The organism is Geotalea uraniireducens, assembly GCF_027943965.1.
Lineage (GTDB): Bacteria > Desulfobacterota > Desulfuromonadia > Geobacterales > Geobacteraceae > Geobacter > Geobacter uraniireducens.
This window is the reverse complement of the sequence record NZ_AP027151.1, coordinates 1,941,421-1,961,817: the sequence shown is the minus strand read 5'-3', so window position 1 is coordinate 1,961,817 and position 20,397 is coordinate 1,941,421. Positions and strand designations below refer to the sequence as shown.

The following is a 20,397-nucleotide window of genomic DNA, read 5'->3' as shown; positions in this document are numbered from 1 at the left end:
TTCCACGTATCCCGCGAGGTATCATGATTCTCAAAAGTAAAGACAGCCGTCAGGAAGACATTCAGGAACTCAACCGCCTCTTGGGGCTTAATCTCTCGGCCAAACAACGCTTTCTCGTGGACCGTGAGCTGAAGTGCCTGCAGTCTGGCGATCGCAACGAACAGAATTCAGCCTATTACCTGGACTTTCGCTACAAGGATTCCGCGAACTGGGCGGTGATCCATGACCTGCGGATCGAGCATCGGGGGCGGGTGGCCCAGATAGACCATCTTCTGATCAACCGCTATCTCGATGTCTATGTGCTTGAGTCGAAGAATTACTACTACGGGATCAAGATTACTCCGGAAGGAGAGTTTTTGGTTTGGAACGGCAAGGGGTACCAGGCCATCGAGTCCCCCATCGAGCAGAACGCCCGCCATATTCAGGCGCTGCAGCTGAGTATCGAGGACCGCAATCTCGCCCCTCGCCGCCTTGGTTTCCCAATTCCGATCAATTATCGTAATGTCGTACTGCTGGCGCCGACATCCAAAATTATCAGACCGGATAAGGCGCCATTCGACCTTTCCTCGGTGGTAAAGGCAGATGCCTTCGTTTCCTACATCGAGCAGATCATGGACAAGAAATCGATCATCGAGGCGCCGAAGATCGTCGGCAGCGACGCGCTGCGCGATTTTGCAGAAAAGCTGGTGCGGCTGCATCGACCGGGCACGTTCGATTATGCGACGAAGTTCGGTGTTTCCGAACAGCAGCCGGCAGCGACCACGCCTGCACCTCAGCCGGAGAAAGGGCAACCTGTTCCCACGGCGGCAGGCCACAAGGGATGCCAACAGTGCGGAGCAGCAGTCGACAAGAAGGTTGTTTATTTCTGCACCATCAACAAAGCACGCTTCAAAGGGCAGGTTCTCTGCCGGGAATGCCAGAAATCTCTCCCGGGAGAAGAAAAATAGAGACAATTAGGGACAGATTTCTTATTTACCGACCAGGCGGCGAAGAGATTCCTCACGAGAAATATCTGGAAATCCATGCCGAACTTCTAACACATCACGAATGGATCATTGATGGTTTTGGCTGCGTTGCGTCCGCTTGGGAGCGTTTCTCTGCGGCAGGTACGCTTATCTATATTGATCTTTCTCTCGTTACTCATTGTAGATGGGTGACAAAGCGTTTGCACAAGGGTTTGTTTGTTAACCCGGAAGGTTGGCCTGAAAAGAATCATATCCTGAAGGGTACATTTAATAGTTACTGTGTCCTGTGGCTTTGTCATCGTAAGCTAACTCCGAAATATCGCCAGCTTGTTGCCAATTCAACAGCTTCTAAACGTGTTTTTCACTTAACATCGCCGAATGACATAAAAACGTTCATTCATAACATCAGTCAGGTGAACTAGGGGAGGCACCTTCGGGGGCGATGGTCGCTTCTGACCATTTACAAGGGATAACTACCGAAAAAACCATGCCGCAAGCAGCACGTATCAACACAGCGGGTGAGCTTTATCGTGTAAGTTAGCAAGATAGAACGTACGCCGCCTTGGGGGGCTAAATCACCGCTTTCAACGATCAGGAAAGGATGAAAATGACATCCTTACCGCCGCCCAGTTTTTAATGTAGTGCACTTGAACAAGGCCGGTAGTTCGGCTATCTTTTAACCAGCTGCAATCAATATGTATAGCTAAAGCCATGCAACGGAGCCCGGCATACCTTACTGGTATGGCGGGCTTTTTTGTTGCCGACCGGGACGGCATATCGCTGTTTTCACGAATGATCGGCAGGGTTCCGGCAATGGCTGAGGCACACGAACGTACCGGAGACGGGCAGCAAATCCAGACAGGAGGAGAGAACTATGGCATGGACATCAGCAAAACCGATTGTTGCGGGGAAATACTGGTATGATCCGAATGGTCACCATGAGGCGGGTCGCAAGAAGCACGAATTGCGAATCGTTGCCATTCGCCCTGACGCCAACGGCAACCTGGTTGCGTTACTGCACGGCGTTGCCGATACGGCACCGATCGAAACCCTGAACGGCGATTGGTATGGACCGCTGGAGCCCCCGATGTAACGCACACCCGCCGGCTCGGTTGAGTCTACTGCACAAACTGTCACCACAGTCACCCCGGCAACGATGCCGGACATATCGAGGATTCGGCAACCAGGCGTTTTGTCCCGGCGGCCGAACGTTTTCTACAAGGAGGAAGGGTATGCAGACGGTTTGGGAAAAGGTGTTCGAGTATGCATCAATGCCGGTGCACGGCAGCCTGTCGCGCAAACTGCGCAAAGGGATCAGGATCCAGGTCAATGAAGGGAAGATCTTCAGCGAAGCGACCCTGTTCCTTGGGGATGAGTTCCTGCGGATCTCCGAGGAGGACGGCCAGAAAGAAGCGATCAACACCTATTACGACTGGAAAATGGTCGCCTCGGTTCGAACCTTCAGCGACAAGGAAGAACTGCCGCGCAAGGGGAAATAACAACCGCCGTTGGCACCATGCTCTTTTGCTAAAGGCGGCCAAACACAGGGGGGACGTTGCTTGCCAATCGGCTCTTGATACCGTTGGCAAGAGAGCAACGTCCCCCTTGACAGGCCGCCCTACCCACCCGGCGACCACATCAGCCTGGTTGCTTTCGCCGGAACGCTAGTCGGATTCACAGCGGAACGGCGGTCACTGTCACGTCAGGCCAATCGGCCGGATTCATCAGCAGAGCAATCGGAAAAATCTCCCGCGATAACCGCAAAGCGAACCACCTCCGGTCTTCATTGTTCGGTCGAGATATCACTTGCCCCACGGCCTATCGCCGGCGCCGCTCCTGCAGCCTCTAGTTGGGGAGTTGACTTTTCGCATATATTAGGTAAATTTAAACATAAATTGATTAATCAGTCAGTCAATCGCGAGGGAGCAGAGAATGGCTAAGCCGGATAAACGAACAGAGATTCTCAAGGCCGCGTTGAACCTGTTTGCGGAACATGGCTTTCATGGTACCCCCACATCCATGATCGCGCAAAAGGCAGGAGTTGCAGCCGGCACGCTCTACTGCTATTTCGAGAGCAAAGATGTACTGATTACCGAGCTTTTCCGGGAAATCAAAGAGCAATTCACCTTCACGATCATGGAAAGTTACCCGACGGAAGAGTCGGTAAAAAGCAAGTACCATTACCTCTGCACCGTTCTGCTCTGGCATTTTATTAACAATACGGACGAATTTAAGTATATGGAGCATTTCCTCAGTTCACCCTACGGGGTGGCATTTCGTCGAGCCCGACTCTCGGGAACAAGCGAAGAATCCGATGTATTCAACGAACTCTTCGAGGAAGGGATCGCACAACACGTAATTAAGGATATTCCCCTTGTCGTACTCCATGCCCTGGCCTTTGGGCCACTGTTGGCCGTGACGCGCGACCATGTCCTCGGCTTCGTCCACCTCGATGAGCGACTCATCGAGATAACGGTTAATGCCTGCTGGGATTCAATAAAGCAGTAAGAAATCTCCATTATTTCCGGGAGGAATATCGTGGCGATTGCTTTTTCTCGGCTGACAGACGAGTTCCGCACGGCATATTTTTAGCACTATACTGAGTGATCGGTCAGTCGGTTTCCCGCAAACACACCGCTTGTCCCACAGAGGAGGGTGTCATGAAGAGATCCAGAATGGCCTTGTATTGGATCATCGCCTTACTGGCAATTATACTGGCACTTTACTATCTGTCTCGTGAGCCTCCGCCCGAAGGGATAATCAATTTAATCTATCTGCTCACCAACTATAAGCTCCAGTAATTACTGACTGTTAAAGTCCACCGCCGGATCAAGGACGGGTCACCCTATGCCCAGAAATTGCGAGTTAGTTTATGACAAAGGTACGTCGATTATTTCTGATCCGGCAACTGCCCGCGAATATATCAGGGATATTGCGATGTGCTTTACTGACTTGAGAGATTTTTCGGAGTTTCTTGGCCTTTGTGATATTGCGCAAGCAGCATTGGCCTATTGTGTTATTGCCGAGGCCAATTATTTTCGCAGTAAACAAACCCATTACAAAAACGCTGGCGCAAGGGGAAATGCCGACCTGACAAATGAAGTGAAATTATATCGCCAATACCAAAATGCATTGGCCGAGATGGAAATCGTGAAGAAAAACTTGAACTCACTGCTCGCCAGATTGGGTCTTTAATAAAGCAACACAAAACACGTGGGTTATTGCGACTAAAGCAATACACATCATAACCAGCAAAAGGCAAAAACAATGACCATGAAGAGCATCATTATCGTGGACGATGACATAAATTATTTGCACATTTTAAGTGCTTTACTCAGATCGAAAGGATTTAATATCACCGCCGCAACAAGTGCAGCCAAGGCATTGGACATCTTGAACAATACGAGATTCGGCATGATCATTACTGACTACAACATGCCGGGGATGGATGGAATTAAGTTCGCAACGAGGATAAGAGAAACGTATCCGGATGGATACATCATCATGATTACCGGCGACATCTCTCCAAATGTTGTTGAGACGGCAACGAACGCCGGTATCAATCATATTCTAGCCAAGCCGGTAAATGTAACAAAGCTGATGGCCATTATCAGATCATCATTACGGGTCCGATAGATTGCATCAGGTGGAGGTGGGAGCATGGCAACGCTGGCTGCCGCCCCTTATTCCCGATTGACTTCTCGCTGCCGAGGCGTACTATACCCCCATTAATCGGTGATCCTCGGTTGACCAGCTGCCCCGTTGCGCCGGCCACTATAATTGCACGAATCACGGTACAGATTCTGGCAACACCTTTGACATGATTGCCAAGGGTGTTGCAGGAGACGCCTTGCTGAAAATGCGGCCTCCTCCCCTCGCCCAGTGAAAGATATCGCCCATTTCATAGCCGGATTCCAGCGCTTCAGGGAGCACTATTTCGACCAGGAGGAGCACCTGTTCGCCCCCCTCCAGGACGGCCAGCATCCCAAAGTCCTACTCATTGGCTGCAGCGATTCGCGGGTCGACCCGGCACTGCTCACCGGCTGTGCTCCCGGGGAGCTGTTCGTGGTCCGGAACGTGGCGAACCTTGTGCCGCCCTGCGAAAACGAGATTCGGCATCACGGGGTCAGTGCCGCCCTGGAATATGCCGTCTGCCATCTGCTGGTCGAACACATCGTTATCCTGGGGCACTCCGGTTGCGGCGGGATCAATGCCCTGATGCACGGCATTGCCAACGGGGGTTCGGCGGAGTTTATCGGCCCCTGGGTCAGCATTGCCGAACGTGCTCGCAGCCGGGTTCTGGCGGAACTGGCCGGCAAAGAGCCGGAGAAGCAGGATCGGGCCTGCGAACAGGCCGCCATCCTGGTTTCTCTTGAAAATCTGCTCACCTTCCCGTGGATTCGCGAGCGTGTCGAGGCCGGCAATCTGTGGCTGCACGGCTGGTACTTCGACATCGCGACCGGTCAGCTGTTATGCTACAATCCGCAGGCCGCCGCCTTCGAACCCCAGGGGTGAAAAGGCCTGGTCACGCGCCGGCCGCCGGTCTCCCCTCCCCCATGGCATGTCCTCCCCGGTTTCATTGTTCGCCATCCCTTCAGGTTGTTTCTTTCAACTGATGCGCTGCGGAAAAGTAGTGCCGGTACCCCTGAAGGAGAATCAGGAACGAAGTGATCGCCACCGCCCCGGTGATGGCACACATGATGGCGATCTGGTAGCGGACGGCGACAGTCGGTTCAGTCCCGGAGAGGATCTGGCCGGTCATCATGCCGGGCAGGGCCACGATCCCGGTGGCGGCCATGGTATTCATGGTCGGGATCAATGACGCAGTATACGCCGCACGCACTGCCGGTTCGGCGGCCTGTCGCATCGAAGCCCCGAGGCAGAGGGCCGTCTCGATCTCTTCCCGCCGGTCGTGCATTTCCGAAGAGAGGCGCTCGGCCGCCAGACTGGCGCCGTTCATGGCGTTACCGATGATCATCCCGGCCAGCGGAATCAGGTAGCGGGGATCAAACCAGGGGGTGTAACCGACGACCAGGAGGCAGAAGTAAAAGGTCACCCCGCCGCAGCCGATGATGATGGAGGAACCGACGATCCGGTAAAAATGCGGCAGCCGTCTTTTGATGCGGGTTCCGGCTACCTGGAGCGAAAAGCCGCTCATGGCCAGCAACATCAGCATTACCGGCAGTGGCGATCGGACCGTGAAGACCAGATGCAGCAGATAGCCGACCGCCAGGAGCTGCAGCACCATGCGGATCGAGGCCCAGAGGAGCTGCTTTTCCTGGCCGATCCGGCGCAGGCGGGACAGCGCGACGGCCAGGAGTATCAGGCCATAGGCACAGGAAAGTTGGACGAGGTCCATCGGCACAACGTGATTAGTTTCCATGGCGGGTTTCCTTTTCCCATGCCGGTTCGGCGAGGAAGCGCCGGAACGCCTCCGTCTGCGGCTGCCGCAACAGCTCGGCAGCGGCCCCCTTTTCGACGATCCGCCCCTGTTCCAGATAAATCAGCTGGTCGGCAGTATGTTCGGCGAGGCGAAGGTCATGGGTGACCATGATCACGGCCAGGCGCTCGGCACGACAGACATCGTGCAGCGTTGCCGCCAGGTGGTCGGCAGTGGGGCGATCAAGGGCACTGGTCGGTTCGTCCAGCAGCAGAACTTCCGGATGATTGATCAGGGCCCGGGCCAGGTTGACGCGCTGCTGTTCCCCGCCCGACAGGGAACGGGCATCCCGCTCCAGCAGACCGGTCGACAGCCGGGCGAGACCGAGCGCGCGCCGCACCGTCTCGCTCTCCCTGCCGGGCGGCGTCTCTTTACGATAGAGGAAAGGGCGTTGCAGGTTCGCCAACACCGTCCCCTCGAACATGAACGGTTTTTGCAGCACCATCGCAACCCTGCGCCGCAGCAAGAGCGGGTCGATCGCGGTGATGTCGTCGCCGTTGAGGGTGATCCTCCCGGCAGACAGCTCGTCGAGGCGGTTGAGCAGGCGGATCAGGGTACTTTTGCCGCTCCCCGACGGACCGATTATCGTGGTCGTCTCCCCGCCGCCGGCGCGAAAAGATATCTCGTGGAGGAGAACGATCTCCGCCGCCCCGGTGCTTTTCCGGACAACGCTGACCTTTTCGAGTTCGACGTTCGCCCGCGGTGTCCGTTCCATATCCCCTACCCTTGTCTGTCCGGTTTAGATACTGATCGGCAAACCACTATACGCTATTTTTGATAGTTGTCGGCACCAATAGTCGATGGCTATCCCGTCGTCGCGCCCGAGCGAAGTGCCCGATCCGCATCGAAGCGCTGCCCGCGCCGGGAAAACCAAAGGGGGCCGGATTCTCAATCCGGCCCCCTTATTGTTCATCCCCGGCGCCATGGCCCCATCAGTACCACCACCAGGTGATCGTCGCCCCCGGGGCTGCTTCGCCCGGGGTGACGGTGCGGAGGCCGGTGTCGCTGTCCGGGCCGTCGGGCATCGGTCCCCACGCGCCGTACAGCGTGTAGGCAACGCCGGCCGGCACGACGTAATCCTTCCACATCGACGACGGATGGGCCGGATCGTCGTTCCACCAGCTGCAGTCGTTGCCGTTGACGTCTTTGACGATAGTGCCATTGGCGTCATGAACTTCCCAGGTCACGTAGGCCCAGCCGCCGAACGAGGCGTTGGTCCGGAACGAAATCGTCGTGGTGCCGGAGACGATTGCCGGCGTGACGATCACGAAGCTGGCCGACTGGACCGCCTCCCGATTGCCGGCGTTGTCGATCGCATACCACTGGACGGTGTGCGCGGCGCTGCCGGCGGCCGGCGGCGACACGGCGATTGCCGAGCCGACTGTCCACGGGCCGTCGTCAAGCTTGTACAGCGTGCTTGCCACCCCGGACCCGCTGCCGTCCGTTGCCGCGAGGGTGAAGGTCTGCGGGCCGGTGTAGGCGGCGCCGGCGGCGACCGTACAGATTGTCAGGGGGGGAATGGTGTCGATGCGGAAGGTGTTGGCGGTATGGAGGGCTTCGCTGTTGCCGGCATTATCCACCGAGTAGTAGCTGAAGCTGTGCAGCCCCTCGCCGGCAATGGTGAAGGACGTCCCCGCGACGAAGGCGCCGGCGTCCACTTTGTAGAAGGTCGCCTTGACCCCCGAGCCGCCGGCGTTGTCGGCCGCGACGAGGGTGACGGTCTGGTTGGCGTTGACGAGCGCGTTGGCCGCCGGGGCGAAGCTGGCGATCGTCGCCGGCGGGATGGTATCCGGCGCCGGCACCGCCGCCACGGTAAAGGTAACCGACCTGGTCGCTTCCCGGTTGTTTGCCTTGTCGAGCGAATACCACTCGATGGTATGGCTGGCGCTGCCCGAGGCGGGCGACGCAACCGGCACCGTCGTCCCCGTCGCGAAACTGCCGCTGTCGAGCCGGTACCAGGTACTCGCCACTCCCCAACCGATGTCCGTTGCCGTCAGGGTGAACAGCTGGCTGCCGCTGTAGACCTTGCCCGCCACCGCGCTACAGGTCGTGGTGGGCGGAGTGGTGTCGGCCGCGGCCTGGATGGCGAACGTGACCGACTTGACGGGCTCGACGTTCATCGCGTGGTCGATGGAGTAGAACTGCAGCGTGTGGGATTTCGCCCCGGTGGTCGGTGCCGAATAGTAGACGTCGTTGCCGATTTCGAAGCGATGGTGATACTCGTTGTAGAAGAAGGTAACCGAGACGCCCGCCCCCGCGTCGGTCGCCGCCAGATGGATGACCGTCGGGCCGACGTACGGCACCTCGGTCCGGGCATCGGCAGTGGTTGTCGGCGGCTGGTGGTCGCCGACCGCCGCGGCCGTGTAGCCCGGCTCATGGCAGCGGCTGCAGTTGTCGCCCGAACCGGGGAAACCGCCGACGCCGTCATGACAGAGGTCGCAGCTCGCCGATGAGTCCCAGTAGATGCCGTTATGATTGGCCCCCATTGCCGCATGGATCGCGGGGTGACACGAAGCCTGCGCGCACCCTTTGTTCCACTGGCCGATCAGGGGGGCCGCCGGCGGGTTGGCACCCCCATGGCAGAGCGAACAATTGCTTTTGTGCTGCCGGACGAGGTTTGCATCGTGGCAGAGGGTGCAGTTTTCGGTCATGCTGAAGCCGGCACCGTGGTCGACGGTGTCGTTGCTGAAGACGATGACGTCGTCGGCGCCCAGATCGGCGTCGTGGCTCGGCATGGCCGCGGTGAACGAGCCGTTGGCATTGGTGTGACTATGACAGTTGTTGCAGACCCGGGGATCGCTGCTGGCATGGTCCGGGATGGAGGGGGGCGGCGTGTGGCACGCCTGGCAAACGCCCGTCCCCTCGTCATTGACGTATTCGCGCCGGCAGCCGGTGTAGCGGAAAAAGATCCGGCTGGCGTTTCCCGGCAGGTTGCGCCGGATCAGGTAGACGTTCGTCCCTTCTGCCCCGGTCGGGTCCTGCGGATCGAAGTCGACATGGGCGGCGTGGCAGTCGAGGCACTGGATATCCTGACCCGCGCCGTTGTGATTTGCCTTGCCGGCATGGCAGTTGGTGCAGATGTTCAGCGCATCGGGCTCGCCGGCGGCGACTTTCCGCCCCCGCGGATCGGTCCGCAGCAGGTTGCCGTCGCCGCTGCTGATATTCTTGAAGCCGTTGACGTAATTGGCACTCCGCGAATCGGCGTAATGCACCCCATGGCAGGTCGAACAGAGCAGTTTGCCGTCGGCAGCCAGCCTGGCGCCGAGATCGGACAGCGGATTGGCCGGATTGGCGTTGAGCGGCGGCGCATGATACTTCTGCGGCTGGCGTTCGACCGCACTGGAATAGGCGACGTTGACCGGATGGGTGCCATCCAGCTGGCTTTGCCGGTTGCGGGCACCATGGCATTCAAAGCAGAGCCGGTCGCCGGCGGTCGTCAGCCGGAGCAGCTTGGGGTTGGTGCGGCTATTGCCGTGCTGGTCATGGCAGCTGGCGCAGTTGATGAGCCCAGTCTCGGCCAGGGTCGCGCCGGTGACGATGCCGTAGCGGGGCGCTGTCGAGGCGATGTTGTAGAGTGGGGACGACGGAGAGACCGCAGCCGCCCCCGCGGCCGGGACCCTGTTGGCTGCGGCCCAGTTGTGGGAGGTCTGCAGCAGGGCGGAGGTATATCCCCCCATAACTGTCGAGCCGAACGGATTGGCCAGCGCCCGGGGACCGAATCCCGTGGCCATCACCGCTGGATTATGACACCGCACGCAGAGGTTATCCAGACCGGTCGCCGTCTGTTCGAGGTTGTAAAGATCGTAGTGGCAACCAGTACAATCGAGCATTCCGACATGGGGCGAGTTGACGGCCAGGGCGATCGATGCCGTCACCACCACGAGCACGCAGGCGTTCAGTAACCGTCCCAGCTCTTTTCCCATGGTTCCACTCCCCTAAGCGTATTGGCCCCGGGACATCGCCCTGGAGACGGCCGGTTGGCATGACTCAGGGCAATTCCCGGCAAGGCGGGGCGATTGATCGCGTTGAAGCCGGCAGCGGCAGCTCGCTCATCGCCAACGTGCCTGCGGTTGGCTGTGAAACAATTCATGAAACTATGCACACGATATTCCATCTCGACAACTGCCTCATATCGGCCGGTTATGGCAATAATGAGAATTTCACTCGCTAAATCGCCACATTAATTACTGCAAATGGCTTAGCGGGGAGAGCGATGCCGGACAACCGGGATGGCTGGCCCTGCCGTGACTGCCGGTCGGCCGGGGAACTGTCTGGCGACCAGGGGACCCTCGGTGAAAGGCTCTGCCGCCGGGAATCCGGCAAAGGGAGTTGACAGGGTCCGAGGGCACCAGTATGGTTGCTGCAACACGACTAGCGAATCAGGGGGCTGCAGCATGACCTGGCTTACCGACCCCCAGGCGTGGATCGCCCTGGCGACCCTCACCGCCCTGGAAATCGTCCTCGGTATCGACAACATCATCTTCATCTCGATCATGGCGGGCAAGCTGCCGGCCGCCCGGCAGAACCGGGCCCGTCTCACCGGCCTCGCCCTGGCGATGTTTACCCGGGTGGCACTGCTCTTTTCCCTCACCTGGCTGATGGGGCTCACCACTCCGCTGTTCTCGTTCCTCGACCGGGCAATCACTGGCCGGGACCTGATCCTGCTCGCCGGCGGGCTCTTCCTCCTTGCCAAGAGCACCATGGAGATCCACGAGAAACTCGAAGGCGAAGAGGAGATCGTCACCGGCCGGGCGGCGACCTCGTTCGGCGCGGTCATCGTCCAGATCCTGCTCCTCGATCTGGTCTTTTCCCTCGATTCGATCATCACCGCCATCGGCATGGCCAATCAGCTGGCGGTGATGGTGGCGGCGGTAGTGATCGCCGTCGGCTTCATGATGCTCTTCTCGGCCGCCATCGGCACCTTCGTCGAACGGCACCCGACAATCAAGATGCTCGCCCTTTCCTTCCTGATCCTGATCGGCGTGGCGCTGATCGGCGACGGCCTCGGCATGCACATTCCGAAGGGCTACATCTATTTCGCCATGGCGTTTTCCGTGATGGTCGAGATGCTGAACATGAAGGTCCGGGCCCGCGGCACCCCGGTCAAGCTGCACCAGCAGTACCAGGAGGGCGAGCCACCGCAGGGATGACGGCGGAGATGCCGCCGGGGAGGTCCGATGATGTCGAGATTCCTGTCGTTAGCGGCGCTGGCCGTTCTCGGCGGCCTGCTTTTCTGGGGCGGCGACGCCCTGCTGATGCTGATCGGCGGCGGCTGGCAGCCCCCCTACTGGATCATCGCCAAGAGCGTCACCCTGCCGGCCCTCTGCGGCTTCACCTTCCGGCTACTGGTCCGGCGCTTCGCTCCCGGCCAACGCATCACCTCCTGGGCGGTGGCGATGGCGCTCGGCATCTGGCTGAGCGGGCCGGCCTACTTTCTGCTCTTCCTCACTACCGCCGGCGGCCATCCGCTCAGCGCCGGCGAAGCGCTCTTCCACCTCCTCCTCTTCCCCCTCTCGACCCCGCTGGTGGCCTTGTTCAACGGTTCCTTCGGCGGCCTGCTGCTCACCACCGTCCTGCTTGCCCTGTTCGCCACCGGCTGGCTCGGCACCGGCCGGCGCCCGTAAGCCGCCGGGGGCCGGCAATCATTACCGCCGATTAATTTTATCCTTGACAGCGGCCGTCACAACGCTACACTCGTAGCGATTCCCCTTATAATTCAAGATATTACCAACAGACCCGCAAACCGACATCGCCAGTAATTCCCGAGGGTTAAACAGCGCGACAGGGAATGCCGCGGCCGGCCCAGCCGGCCGGCGACGCCAGGGAGGTGCGAACATGGTTGGGAAACGATGGGGCTGCAGCCTCGGGAGCCTGCTCGTTGTCATCGGCATCGTCGCCGTCGCCGGGGCGAAGGTGCTACCGCCGCCGGTAAACCAGTTTATCGGCATTTACGACACCCGCTACCCGAACCTGACCACCGGCGACTGCCTCGACTGCCACGTCAGCCATCCGCTCATGGTGCAGCGGCACCACGCCCTGATCCAGGAACGGGGGCTGGCGTGTCTCGACTGCCACACCCTGATCCCGGACGGCTCGGGCGGCTATACCCTGGCCGATTTCCGCACCTGCCTCGTCTGCCACACCAGCACCCCCCATCACAGCACGGCCGCGGCGCAACAAGGGGACTGCACCTCCTGCCACGGCAGCCTGGTCGACCGGCCGGACGACGGTCACTACATCCCGGCCTACCCGCCCTCGAGCATGACGCCGCTGCCGGACGGCCGGACCGAGGTCGACCCGGCGACCGGCGCCACCGTCATCGTCAACGGCTGCGCCGCCTGTCACCAGGCGGACCCGAACGCCGTCGATCCCCGCACCGGCACCAGCCGGCCGATCGTTGCCACCGCCGACCTCCACCACGGTACCGGCCTGACCTGCACGCTCTGCCACAACAGCACGGGCGAATTCACCACCATCCGGACCTGCGAACGCTGCCACAGCCTCAAGTCGTTGCACAACATCCAGCTCGATTCCGACAATCCCGCCACCCTCGGGGTGATTATCGACGGCCAGGAGAATCCCGGCTGGGGACATATCGGCGCCAGCTGGGACTGCATCGGCTGCCACGATTCCTGGCTCGGCTTCGCCGGCCCCGAACTGGGGGCGACGGTACCAGTCGTCACCGGCCAGAGCGCCTTCGCCCTGACCGCCGGCTCGTACACGGTCCTGACCCTGGCCGGGGCGAGCTTCACCAACACCGACGGCGTGGTGGTCTACCAGCCACGGATAACGATCGCCAACGCCAGCGGCTCCCTGACGCTGATCCCCTTCTCGATTACCGAAAGCGAGCTGAAAGTGACCGTGCCGCCGCTGGCCGACGGTAATTACGAGCTGCGGGTGATCAAAGACGACCGGCTGAGCAACCGGCGGAACCTGACCGTCGTCCCGGCGCTCGTCGTCCGCACCGCGCTGCTCGGCGCCGGCAACACCCTGACCGTCAGCGGCAGCGGCTTCGGCGCGGCCCCCCCGGCGGAGTATCCGTCGGCACTCGGCGTCTTTACCGGCAGCAGCCGGGCCGAGATCGTCTTCTGGAGCGACAGCCGGATCGTCGCCACTTCGCCGGACTTCGCCCCGGGGAGCGTCATCACCGTCCGCACCCTGTTCGGCAGCGCCAGCCGGGCCATCTATACCGCGCCGAAAAAATCCCGCCGCTAACAACGAAAAAGCCCATGGCAGGGGAATCCCCCGCCATGGGCTCGTCACGACAACCTGCCCGGACCGGCAACCGGTCCGGGGAAACCGCTACTTCACGGTGTACCAGAACTTGAACTGCTGAACCTTGTTGCCGCCCAGCTTGAATTTGGCCATGATGCCGTATTTCCCCTTCTGTGCCAGGACGAAATCCGAACCGAACCCTTCTTCCATCCCCATCAGCTTCTTCACCTGCTCCGACTTGTCCGGCCCGACGATCTTCATCGTCACTTCGCCGTCGGCCATGGCCTTGCCGGTCTTGGCATCGCTGAACATCACCATGATGTGGTTCGTTTCCTTCATCCCCATTTTTTCCATCTTCGCCTTGATGTCAATGGCCCGGACGGTGAACTTCACCCCGTCGACCTTCCCCTGGTGGATCACCTTGCCCATGGTCATCATCCCGCCCTTTTCCATCTTCATGGCGCCGTAATCCATCTTCATGTCACCGTGGTCCATATCCATGGAACCATGCTCGGCGGCGCCGGCCATCAGGGGGGCCGCCAGGGCGAACGTCGCTGCTGCGAGTACCAGTACCAGTTTCTTCATAGTGTGTCTCCTTTTTGTGTGATTACCACCGTTGTTTTACGCCTTCGAGATTGACTACCACTGTTCAGCGGCTTCGATATTTGCGCCAGACCGGCGAGGACAGGGTCGAGATGGCGTAAAGAGCGAAGCCGTCCCGCCTAATGTTTCATCCCCGAATACTTCAGCTTCCCTTTCTTCAGATCGTGGGTCTTCATCAGCACGAAGATCACCGGTGTCATGATCAGCACGTGGACCGCCGAGGAGATCATCCCGCCGATCATCGGCGCGGCGATCGGCTTCATCACGTCGGCGCCGGTGCCGGTCGACCACATGATCGGCACCAGGCCGAGCAGCGCCACCGCCACAGTCATCAGCTTCGGCCGGAGCCGGAGCACCGCCCCTTCGTAGGTGGCGTCGTAGATGTCCTGGACGGTCACCGGCCCGGCGAGGAGCTTTTTGTCCAGCGCCTCGTGCAGGTAGATGACCATCACCACCCCGGTCTCCACCGCCACCCCGTAGAGGGCGATGAAACCGACCCAGACCGCCACCGACATGTTGTAGCCGAGGGCCTTGACCAGATAGACCCCGCCGACCAAAGCGAAGGGGACCGAGAGCATCACCATGCTCGCCTCCAGCGCCGAATGGAAGGTGAAGTAGAGGAGGATGAAGATGATCACCATCCCCATCGGGATCAGAATCTCCAGCCGTTTTTTGGCCCGGACCTGGTTCTCCCACTGCCCCGACCAGGCGACGTAGTAGCCTGGCGGCAGCTTGAGCTGCTTCTCCAGCGCCGCCCGCGCCGCGCCGACGAAGCTCCCCATGTCCCGCCCCCGGACGTTGAGGAAGACGATCGAGCGCAACAGCCCCCCTTCGCTGGCGATCTCCGGCGCACCGGTGGAAACCTTGACGGTGGTCACCAGCGACAGCGGGATCTGGGCGCCGTCGCGGGCGGTAACCAGCATCCGCCGGATCGCCGGGATGTTGTCCCGGTAGTCGCGCAGATAGCGGATGCGAATCGGGAAGCGGTCCCGCCCCATGACCGCAGTGGTCAGCGCTTCGCCGCCGAGGGCGGTCTCGATCACGTCCTGGATGTCGCCGACGTCGATCCCGTAACGGGCCGCCGCCCGGCGGTCGACGTCGATGTCGACGTAGTCGCCGCCGGTGACCCGCTCCGCCACCACGTCCGCCGCCCCCGGCACGGTCTTGAGAATCCCCTCGGCCTGCACCGCCAGGTCCTTCAGCACGTTCAGGTCATGGCCGAAGATCTTAACCCCCAGGTCGGTCCGGACCCCGGTGGAAAGCATGTTGATCCGGTTGATGATCGGCTGGGTCCAGCCGTTGCGCACCCCCGGAATCTGCAGCTTGGCGTCCAGCTCCGAGATGATGTCGTTCTTGGTGATCCCGGGGCGCCACTGGTCCTTCGGCTTGAGGAGGATGATCGTCTCGAACATCGACACCGGTGCCGGGTCGGTGGAGGTCTCGGCCCGGCCGACTTTCCCCAGGGCCTGGGAAACCTCGGGCACGCTCATGATGATCTTGTCCTGAACCTGGATCAGCCGCTTCGCCTCGGTGATCGAGACGTTGGGGAGGGTGACCGGCATGTAGAGGATCGAGCCCTCGTCCAAAGGGGGCATGAACTCGGAACCGATCGACATGAACATCGGGATGGCGATGCCGAGGGCCAGGATATTGAGGGCGATGGTGGTCTTCTTGTACTTGAGCACCCACTTGATCACCGGCGAATAGAGCCTGATAAAGAACGAGGAGACCGGGTTGGCGCTCTCGGGGGGCATCTTGCCGCGCATGAAAAAATACATCAGCACTGGAACGAGGGTGATGGCGATGACCGCCGAACCGACCATCGAAAAGGTCTTGGTGAAGGCAAGCGGGTGAAACAGCTTCCCTTCCTGCCCTTCGAGGAGGAAGACCGGCACGAAGGAGAGGACGATGATCGCCAGCGAGAAGAAGATCGCCCGGCCCACCTGCTTGGCACTGGCAATGATCACCTCCAGCCTCCGGGTCTGCCGCTCTTCCGGCGGCAGTTCGGAAAGATGGCGATAGCAGTTCTCGACCATGATCACCCCGGCGTCCACCAGCACGCCGATGGCGATGGCAATCCCCCCCAGCGACATGATATTGGAGGTGACCCCCAACAGCTTCATGGTGATGAAAGAGATCAACACGGCGATCGGCAGCGTCAGGACGATCACCAGGGCACTCTGGAAGTGGAGAAGGAAGACGAGCACCACCAGCGAGACGACCACCGATTCCTCGGTCAGCGCCCGCTTGAGGGTATGGATCGCCCGGTCGATCAGGTCGGAGCGGTCGTAGCGGGCGACGATCTTCACCCCCGGCGGCAGCCCCTTGGAAAGGGCGGCGATCTTCTCCTTGACCCGGTTGATGACATCTTTGGCATTCTCGCCATAGCGCATGACGATAATCCCGCCGACCGCCTCGCCGTCGCCGTTCAGGTCGAGGAGCCCCCGGCGGATGGCACCGCCGAGCTGGACGGTGCCGAGGTTCCGGACGTAGATCGGCGTCCCGAGCTGGTCGGCGCCGACGACGATGTTCTCCAGATCACGGCGCGACTGGACGTAGCCGGTGCCGCGGATCAGGTACTCGGCATCGGCCTGTTCCAGCAACCGGCCGCCGACCTCGTTGTTGGAGCGCTTGACCGCATCCATGACGTCGCGGACCGAGATGTGGTAGGAGAAAAGTTTGGTCGGATCGAGATCGATCTGGTATTCGCGGACGAAACCGCCGATGGAGGCGACCTCCGCCACTCCGGGGACGGTGTTGAGCTGGTAGCGGACGAACCAGTCCTGGAGGGTACGGAGCTGCTCAAGATCGTACCCCTTCCCCTCGATGGTGTACCAGTAAACGTGGCCGACCCCGGTGCCATCGGGGCCAAGGGTGGGGGTCACTCCCGACGGCAAGAGCGAGGCGGCGTAATTGAGCCGTTCCAGCACCCGGGTCCGGGCCCAGTAGATATCCGCCTTGTCGTCGAAGATCACGTAGATCATCGAGAAGCCGAAGGCCGACGAAGCCCGCACCGCCTTGACCATCGGCAAACCCTGGAGGTTCACCGCCAGGGGGTAGGTGACCTGGTCCTCCACCACCTGCGGCGAGCGGCCGGGGTACTCGGTGAAGACGATCACCTGGTTGTCCGACAGGTCGGGGATCGCATCCACCGGGGTCGTATAGGCCGCCCAGATGCCGACGCCGATCACCAGGGCGAAGATCATCAGGATGACCACCCGGTTGCGAGCCGAATATTCGATGACTTTTTCGATCATAACAATTCCTGGCAGGATATTCCGGCCCGGCGGAGCTCAGCTGCGTTCGGCGGCCGGGTCGGAAGGCGCATCCCGCAGCTCACATTTTCATATTGCTCATATCCATGTCGTCTTTCGGCGCCGGCTTGCCGGGGGCCGGCGGAGTCCCCCCCTGCCCCTTCTCCTTCTCGCCACCCATCTTCATTCCCGGCATCGAGCCGCCCCCTCCCTTGAGCTGGGCTTCGGAGTCGATCAGGTAGCCGCCGGAGACAGCAATGGTGTCGCCACGCATGAGTCCCGAAAGGATCTGCACCCGGTCGTCGACCCGGGCCCCGACCTTGACGTCGCGGGGCTCGAAGACTCCCGGCCGCGCTTCGATCCAGACCACCTGCCGCTGGCCGGTGTCCATCACCGCCGTCACCGGCACCACCAGGGTCGGCGCCAGCGGCACCTTGATCGTCGCGTTAACGAACATGTCCGGCTTCAGCCGCAGGCCGGGATTGGCCAGTTCCACCCGCACCTTGACGGTGCGGGTCTTCGGATCGAGAAACGGATAGATGTACGACACCCGGCCGCTGAAAGTCCGCTCCGGGTAGGACTGGGAGGTGATCGCCACCCGCTGGCCAACCTTGACGAACGGGAACTCGTTCTCGTAGATCTCCACCTCGGTCCAGACCGTGGAGAGATCGGCGATGTTGAACAGCGGGTCCCCCTCCTTGACGTACTGGCCGGCAAGGACCAGTTTGTCGATGACGATCCCCGAGAGCGGGGTATAGATCGGGATGCGGATGTTCGGCTGGCCCGACTTCTCCAGGGCGGCGATCTGCTGATCCTTGACCCCCCAGAGCTTGAGCCGCTGCCGGGCCGCGGCGACCAGCCCCTCGCCGCCGGCGGCGATCGAGCTGATCGGCGAACTCTTCAGCTGGTCGCGGCTCTTCAGGGCGAGCAGATACTCCTGCTCGGTGGCCACCAGATCGGGGGAATAAATCTCGGCCACCGGCCGCCGGGTCGAGACGTAATCGCCGACCTTGTCGACGAACAGCCGGTCGAGACGGCCGCTGACCCAGGCGGTCACCTTGGCCTGCCGCGCCTGGTCGTACTGGACGATGCCGACCGCCGTCACTTCCTTGGCCAGGGCCGCCCGGTCAACCTTGTCGGTCGCCACGTTGGCCAGCACCATCTGGGTCGGCGACAGCGATACCTGTTCGAGGGTCTTCATCTCCTGGCCGCTCGCCGGCGTGCTCGCCACCTTCTTCACCAGGTTCATCCCGCAGATCGGACAGGCGCCGGGCTGTTCCTTCTCGATGAACGGATGCATCGGACAGGTGTAGATCACCTTCCCCTGCGCCGCCTTGGTCGCCTGGCCAGTGCCCGGCTGCCGCTGCCGCCAGAACCAGTAGCCGCCGGCGGCCAGTACCGCCAAGAGCAGGATTGCAATCGGCATCGCCGTCTTTTTCGAGATAGTCATCGTCCGTCCTCTCGCGGTTTGTTCGCGTGCCCGGGCAGGCCGCTAGCGCAGCTCGGTCCCGACCAGCGCCTCCAGCTGCGCCCGCTTGACCCCGTAATCGGCCAGGGAGTCGTAGTATTCCCGTTCGTAGTTGAAGAGCGACATCAGGCTGTCGAGCAGGGTGAGAAAGTCGACCTTGTTCACCCGGTAGTTGATGGTCGCCGATTCCAGCGTCTGGCTGGCTTGGGGGATGATCCCGCTCTTGTAGAGTTCCAGCAGCTTCCGGCGCCGCTCCAGCTGGGCGAGCAGGTCGGCGACACCGTAATTGATGCTGTTCTTCAGGTTCTGCACCTCTTCCGAGGCCATGGTGATCTCGGAGTTGGCCTCCGCCACCGCGGCATGGCGACGCGCCCGCTGCAGCGGCAGATTGAACGTCACGCCAAGGGAATACATGTCGTAACCGCCATTGCCCATCACCGGCTCACGCTGCATGTATTCGAGGGAGACGTTGAAGTCGGGATAGAAATCCTTGTCCGCCAGCTTCAGCCCCGCCTCGCCCCTGGCGACCTGGGCATCGAGACTTTTCAGGAGCGGCCGGTTGCCGTAGGCCAGCTGGCGCAGCTCGGCGGCGGACTGGCTCACCGGTGCCGGCAGCGCCTCGGTGATGGTCCCGACCGGCGTGTCGGCGGGCCGGAACAGGAGGGTGTTGAGATTGGCCGCGGCGCTTTGCCGCTGCTGCTCCAGGGTGATCTGCATGTCGAGCAGCTTGGAGCGTTCGACCTGGGCCTTCAGGATATCCTGCTGCACCCCCTGGCCGACGGCGTACTTGGTTTCGGCGAGGGTGATGAAATCGTCGAGGACGCGCAGGTTCTTGGCCACAATGCCGAGCGACTTGTCGATGAAGAAGATCTGGTACCAGGCCTCCTTGACCATCCGCGTCAGTTCGAGCTTCCGCTCGTCCACCGTCCAGCGGTACGAGTCGGCGGTCAGCGTCGCGACCTCCCCTTTTAGCTGCCGCTTCCCCCAGAACGGGAGCTGCTGGGAAATGCCGATCACCTTGGCGGTCATCGGCTCGCGGCTGAAATTCAGCGGATCGGTCACCACGCCGTTCTGAATCTTCAGCATCAGCATCGGATCGTCCAGCGAACGTGCCTGGGCGACCTTGTTGCTGAACAGCTGCCAGCGGGCGGCGGAAGCCTTCAGTTCGGGATTGTTGGCGAGCGCCGCCGCCACCAGCCTGGTCAGGTCTTCCGGCGGCGGCTCGGCGGCAAGGGCCGCGCCGGCGACGGCAAGGCCGGCGACAAGGGTCAGGAGCAGGAACAGGGAACGAATCTTCATGGCATCTCCCGGCATGGTGACATGCCCAAGGAATTACACGCTTCGTGCCGAACCGCAGCCCGGCAATGCCTCAGCAGACGAAAACCGGGGCCGGCACACGCCGGCTGCCGGCTGAAGGCCCGCCGGGCGGGCATCGGCGGGAGGTCGACCGGC

Annotated in this window: 19 protein-coding genes; 12 read left to right on the top strand and 7 right to left on the bottom strand. The window is 61.0% G+C overall.

The annotated features are described in order from the left end of the window. Positions 1 to 23 precede the first annotated feature (23 nt). The 8 genes from QMN23_RS09230 (at position 24) to QMN23_RS09195 (ending at position 5,480) form a co-directional block, all read left to right on the top strand. Positions 24 to 947: a nuclease-related domain-containing protein gene (locus QMN23_RS09230; RefSeq protein ID WP_282003610.1), complete on the top strand. Its 924-nt coding sequence runs from the start codon at positions 24 to 26 to the stop codon at positions 945 to 947. Next, positions 914 to 1,387, top strand: coding sequence for a hypothetical protein (locus tag QMN23_RS09225; RefSeq protein WP_282003608.1), 474 nt, complete (start codon positions 914 to 916; stop codon positions 1,385 to 1,387). Before QMN23_RS09230 ends, QMN23_RS09225 begins: the two co-directional genes overlap by 34 nt. Positions 1,388 to 1,839: 452 nt before the next feature. Continuing rightward, entirely contained in the window at positions 1,840 to 2,058 is a 219-nt protein-coding gene (locus QMN23_RS09220) for a hypothetical protein (protein WP_282003607.1), read from the top strand. A gap of 139 nt (positions 2,059 to 2,197) precedes the next feature. Then, positions 2,198 to 2,464 carry a hypothetical protein gene (locus QMN23_RS09215; protein ID WP_282003605.1) on the top strand — a complete coding sequence of 89 codons (267 nt, stop codon included), beginning with the start codon at positions 2,198 to 2,200 and terminating at the stop codon, positions 2,462 to 2,464. A 433-nt stretch (positions 2,465 to 2,897) separates the two neighbouring features. Then, complete coding sequence (locus QMN23_RS09210; protein WP_282003604.1) at positions 2,898 to 3,473, top strand: TetR/AcrR family transcriptional regulator; 576 nt, start codon at positions 2,898 to 2,900, stop codon at positions 3,471 to 3,473. Between the two features lie 339 nt (positions 3,474 to 3,812). Beyond that, positions 3,813 to 4,160 (top strand): hypothetical protein, encoded by a 348-nt coding sequence (locus QMN23_RS09205; RefSeq protein WP_282003603.1) that lies wholly within the window; start codon positions 3,813 to 3,815, stop codon positions 4,158 to 4,160. A 72-nt stretch (positions 4,161 to 4,232) separates the two neighbouring features. Then, positions 4,233 to 4,601 carry a response regulator gene (locus tag QMN23_RS09200; protein WP_282003602.1) on the top strand — a complete coding sequence of 123 codons (369 nt, stop codon included), beginning with the start codon at positions 4,233 to 4,235 and terminating at the stop codon, positions 4,599 to 4,601. A gap of 246 nt (positions 4,602 to 4,847) precedes the next feature. Continuing rightward, complete coding sequence (locus QMN23_RS09195; RefSeq protein WP_282003601.1) at positions 4,848 to 5,480, top strand: carbonic anhydrase; 633 nt, start codon at positions 4,848 to 4,850, stop codon at positions 5,478 to 5,480. A gap of 79 nt (positions 5,481 to 5,559) precedes the next feature. Here QMN23_RS09195 and QMN23_RS09190 read toward each other — a convergent pair whose 3' ends face one another. From QMN23_RS09190 to QMN23_RS09180, 3 genes are all read right to left on the bottom strand, one after another. Next, the gene (locus tag QMN23_RS09190) at positions 5,560 to 6,348 is read right to left on the bottom strand and encodes an ABC transporter permease (protein ID WP_282003600.1); all 789 of its coding nucleotides are present in this window, start codon (positions 6,346 to 6,348) and stop codon (positions 5,560 to 5,562) included. Then, the gene (locus QMN23_RS09185) at positions 6,338 to 7,120 is read right to left on the bottom strand and encodes an ABC transporter ATP-binding protein (protein ID WP_282003599.1); all 783 of its coding nucleotides are present in this window, start codon (positions 7,118 to 7,120) and stop codon (positions 6,338 to 6,340) included. Before QMN23_RS09185 ends, QMN23_RS09190 begins: the two co-directional genes overlap by 11 nt. A 217-nt stretch (positions 7,121 to 7,337) precedes the next feature. Next, on the bottom strand, positions 7,338 to 10,328 hold the full coding sequence (locus tag QMN23_RS09180; RefSeq protein ID WP_282003598.1) for a cytochrome c3 family protein: 2,991 nt from the start codon (positions 10,326 to 10,328) through the stop codon (positions 7,338 to 7,340). 59 nt (positions 10,329 to 10,387) lie between these two features. On the opposite strand from QMN23_RS09180, the gene QMN23_RS09175 reads away from it, so the two are divergent. The 4 genes from QMN23_RS09175 (at position 10,388) to QMN23_RS09160 (ending at position 13,620) form a co-directional block, all read left to right on the top strand. After that, positions 10,388 to 10,576 carry a hypothetical protein gene (locus QMN23_RS09175; protein ID WP_282003597.1) on the top strand — a complete coding sequence of 63 codons (189 nt, stop codon included), beginning with the start codon at positions 10,388 to 10,390 and terminating at the stop codon, positions 10,574 to 10,576. Positions 10,577 to 10,799: 223 nt separating this feature from the next. Then, positions 10,800 to 11,555 (top strand): TerC family protein, encoded by a 756-nt coding sequence (locus QMN23_RS09170; protein ID WP_282003596.1) that lies wholly within the window; start codon positions 10,800 to 10,802, stop codon positions 11,553 to 11,555. A 27-nt stretch (positions 11,556 to 11,582) separates the two neighbouring features. Next, positions 11,583 to 12,029 (top strand): hypothetical protein, encoded by a 447-nt coding sequence (locus QMN23_RS09165; protein WP_282003594.1) that lies wholly within the window; start codon positions 11,583 to 11,585, stop codon positions 12,027 to 12,029. Positions 12,030 to 12,240: 211 nt separating this feature from the next. Beyond that, positions 12,241 to 13,620 carry an IPT/TIG domain-containing protein gene (locus QMN23_RS09160; protein ID WP_282003592.1) on the top strand — a complete coding sequence of 460 codons (1,380 nt, stop codon included), beginning with the start codon at positions 12,241 to 12,243 and terminating at the stop codon, positions 13,618 to 13,620. 87 nt (positions 13,621 to 13,707) lie between these two features. On the opposite strand, the gene QMN23_RS09155 is transcribed toward QMN23_RS09160, so the two are convergent. The 4 genes from QMN23_RS09155 to QMN23_RS09140 form a co-directional block, all read right to left on the bottom strand. Continuing rightward, positions 13,708 to 14,205, bottom strand: a complete 498-nt coding sequence (locus tag QMN23_RS09155) for a hypothetical protein (protein ID WP_282003591.1) — start codon at positions 14,203 to 14,205, stop codon at positions 13,708 to 13,710. Between the two features lie 137 nt (positions 14,206 to 14,342). Next, positions 14,343 to 17,480 carry an efflux RND transporter permease subunit gene (locus QMN23_RS09150; RefSeq protein ID WP_282003589.1) on the bottom strand — a complete coding sequence of 1,046 codons (3,138 nt, stop codon included), beginning with the start codon at positions 17,478 to 17,480 and terminating at the stop codon, positions 14,343 to 14,345. A 79-nt stretch (positions 17,481 to 17,559) separates the two neighbouring features. After that, positions 17,560 to 18,927 carry an efflux RND transporter periplasmic adaptor subunit gene (locus tag QMN23_RS09145; protein WP_282003588.1) on the bottom strand — a complete coding sequence of 456 codons (1,368 nt, stop codon included), beginning with the start codon at positions 18,925 to 18,927 and terminating at the stop codon, positions 17,560 to 17,562. 42 nt (positions 18,928 to 18,969) lie between these two features. Further along, positions 18,970 to 20,244: a TolC family protein gene (locus QMN23_RS09140; RefSeq protein WP_282003586.1), complete on the bottom strand. Its 1,275-nt coding sequence runs from the start codon at positions 20,242 to 20,244 to the stop codon at positions 18,970 to 18,972. Positions 20,245 to 20,397: the final 153 nt, after the last annotated feature.

What these genes read in the sequence shown, in the direction of transcription:
- QMN23_RS09180 (WP_282003598.1), bottom strand. Translation starts at nt 10,328, where the DNA reads ATGGGAAAAGAGCTGGGACGGTTACTGAACGCCTGCGTGCTCGTGGTG.
- QMN23_RS09165 (WP_282003594.1), top strand. Translation starts at nt 11,583, where the DNA reads ATGATGTCGAGATTCCTGTCGTTAGCGGCGCTGGCCGTTCTCGGCGGC.
- QMN23_RS09185 (WP_282003599.1), bottom strand. Translation starts at nt 7,120, where the DNA reads ATGGAACGGACACCGCGGGCGAACGTCGAACTCGAAAAGGTCAGCGTT.
- QMN23_RS09170 (WP_282003596.1), top strand. Translation starts at nt 10,800, where the DNA reads ATGACCTGGCTTACCGACCCCCAGGCGTGGATCGCCCTGGCGACCCTC.
- QMN23_RS09150 (WP_282003589.1), bottom strand. Translation starts at nt 17,480, where the DNA reads ATGATCGAAAAAGTCATCGAATATTCGGCTCGCAACCGGGTGGTCATC.
- QMN23_RS09230 (WP_282003610.1), top strand. Translation starts at nt 24, where the DNA reads ATGATTCTCAAAAGTAAAGACAGCCGTCAGGAAGACATTCAGGAACTC.
- QMN23_RS09175 (WP_282003597.1), top strand. Translation starts at nt 10,388, where the DNA reads ATGACTCAGGGCAATTCCCGGCAAGGCGGGGCGATTGATCGCGTTGAA.
- QMN23_RS09160 (WP_282003592.1), top strand. Translation starts at nt 12,241, where the DNA reads ATGGTTGGGAAACGATGGGGCTGCAGCCTCGGGAGCCTGCTCGTTGTC.
- QMN23_RS09225 (WP_282003608.1), top strand. Translation starts at nt 914, where the DNA reads ATGCCAGAAATCTCTCCCGGGAGAAGAAAAATAGAGACAATTAGGGAC.
- QMN23_RS09140 (WP_282003586.1), bottom strand. Translation starts at nt 20,244, where the DNA reads ATGAAGATTCGTTCCCTGTTCCTGCTCCTGACCCTTGTCGCCGGCCTT.
- QMN23_RS09215 (WP_282003605.1), top strand. Translation starts at nt 2,198, where the DNA reads ATGCAGACGGTTTGGGAAAAGGTGTTCGAGTATGCATCAATGCCGGTG.
- QMN23_RS09155 (WP_282003591.1), bottom strand. Translation starts at nt 14,205, where the DNA reads ATGAAGAAACTGGTACTGGTACTCGCAGCAGCGACGTTCGCCCTGGCG.
- QMN23_RS09200 (WP_282003602.1), top strand. Translation starts at nt 4,233, where the DNA reads ATGACCATGAAGAGCATCATTATCGTGGACGATGACATAAATTATTTG.
- QMN23_RS09190 (WP_282003600.1), bottom strand. Translation starts at nt 6,348, where the DNA reads ATGGAAACTAATCACGTTGTGCCGATGGACCTCGTCCAACTTTCCTGT.
- QMN23_RS09145 (WP_282003588.1), bottom strand. Translation starts at nt 18,927, where the DNA reads ATGACTATCTCGAAAAAGACGGCGATGCCGATTGCAATCCTGCTCTTG.
- QMN23_RS09220 (WP_282003607.1), top strand. Translation starts at nt 1,840, where the DNA reads ATGGCATGGACATCAGCAAAACCGATTGTTGCGGGGAAATACTGGTAT.
- QMN23_RS09210 (WP_282003604.1), top strand. Translation starts at nt 2,898, where the DNA reads ATGGCTAAGCCGGATAAACGAACAGAGATTCTCAAGGCCGCGTTGAAC.
- QMN23_RS09205 (WP_282003603.1), top strand. Translation starts at nt 3,813, where the DNA reads ATGCCCAGAAATTGCGAGTTAGTTTATGACAAAGGTACGTCGATTATT.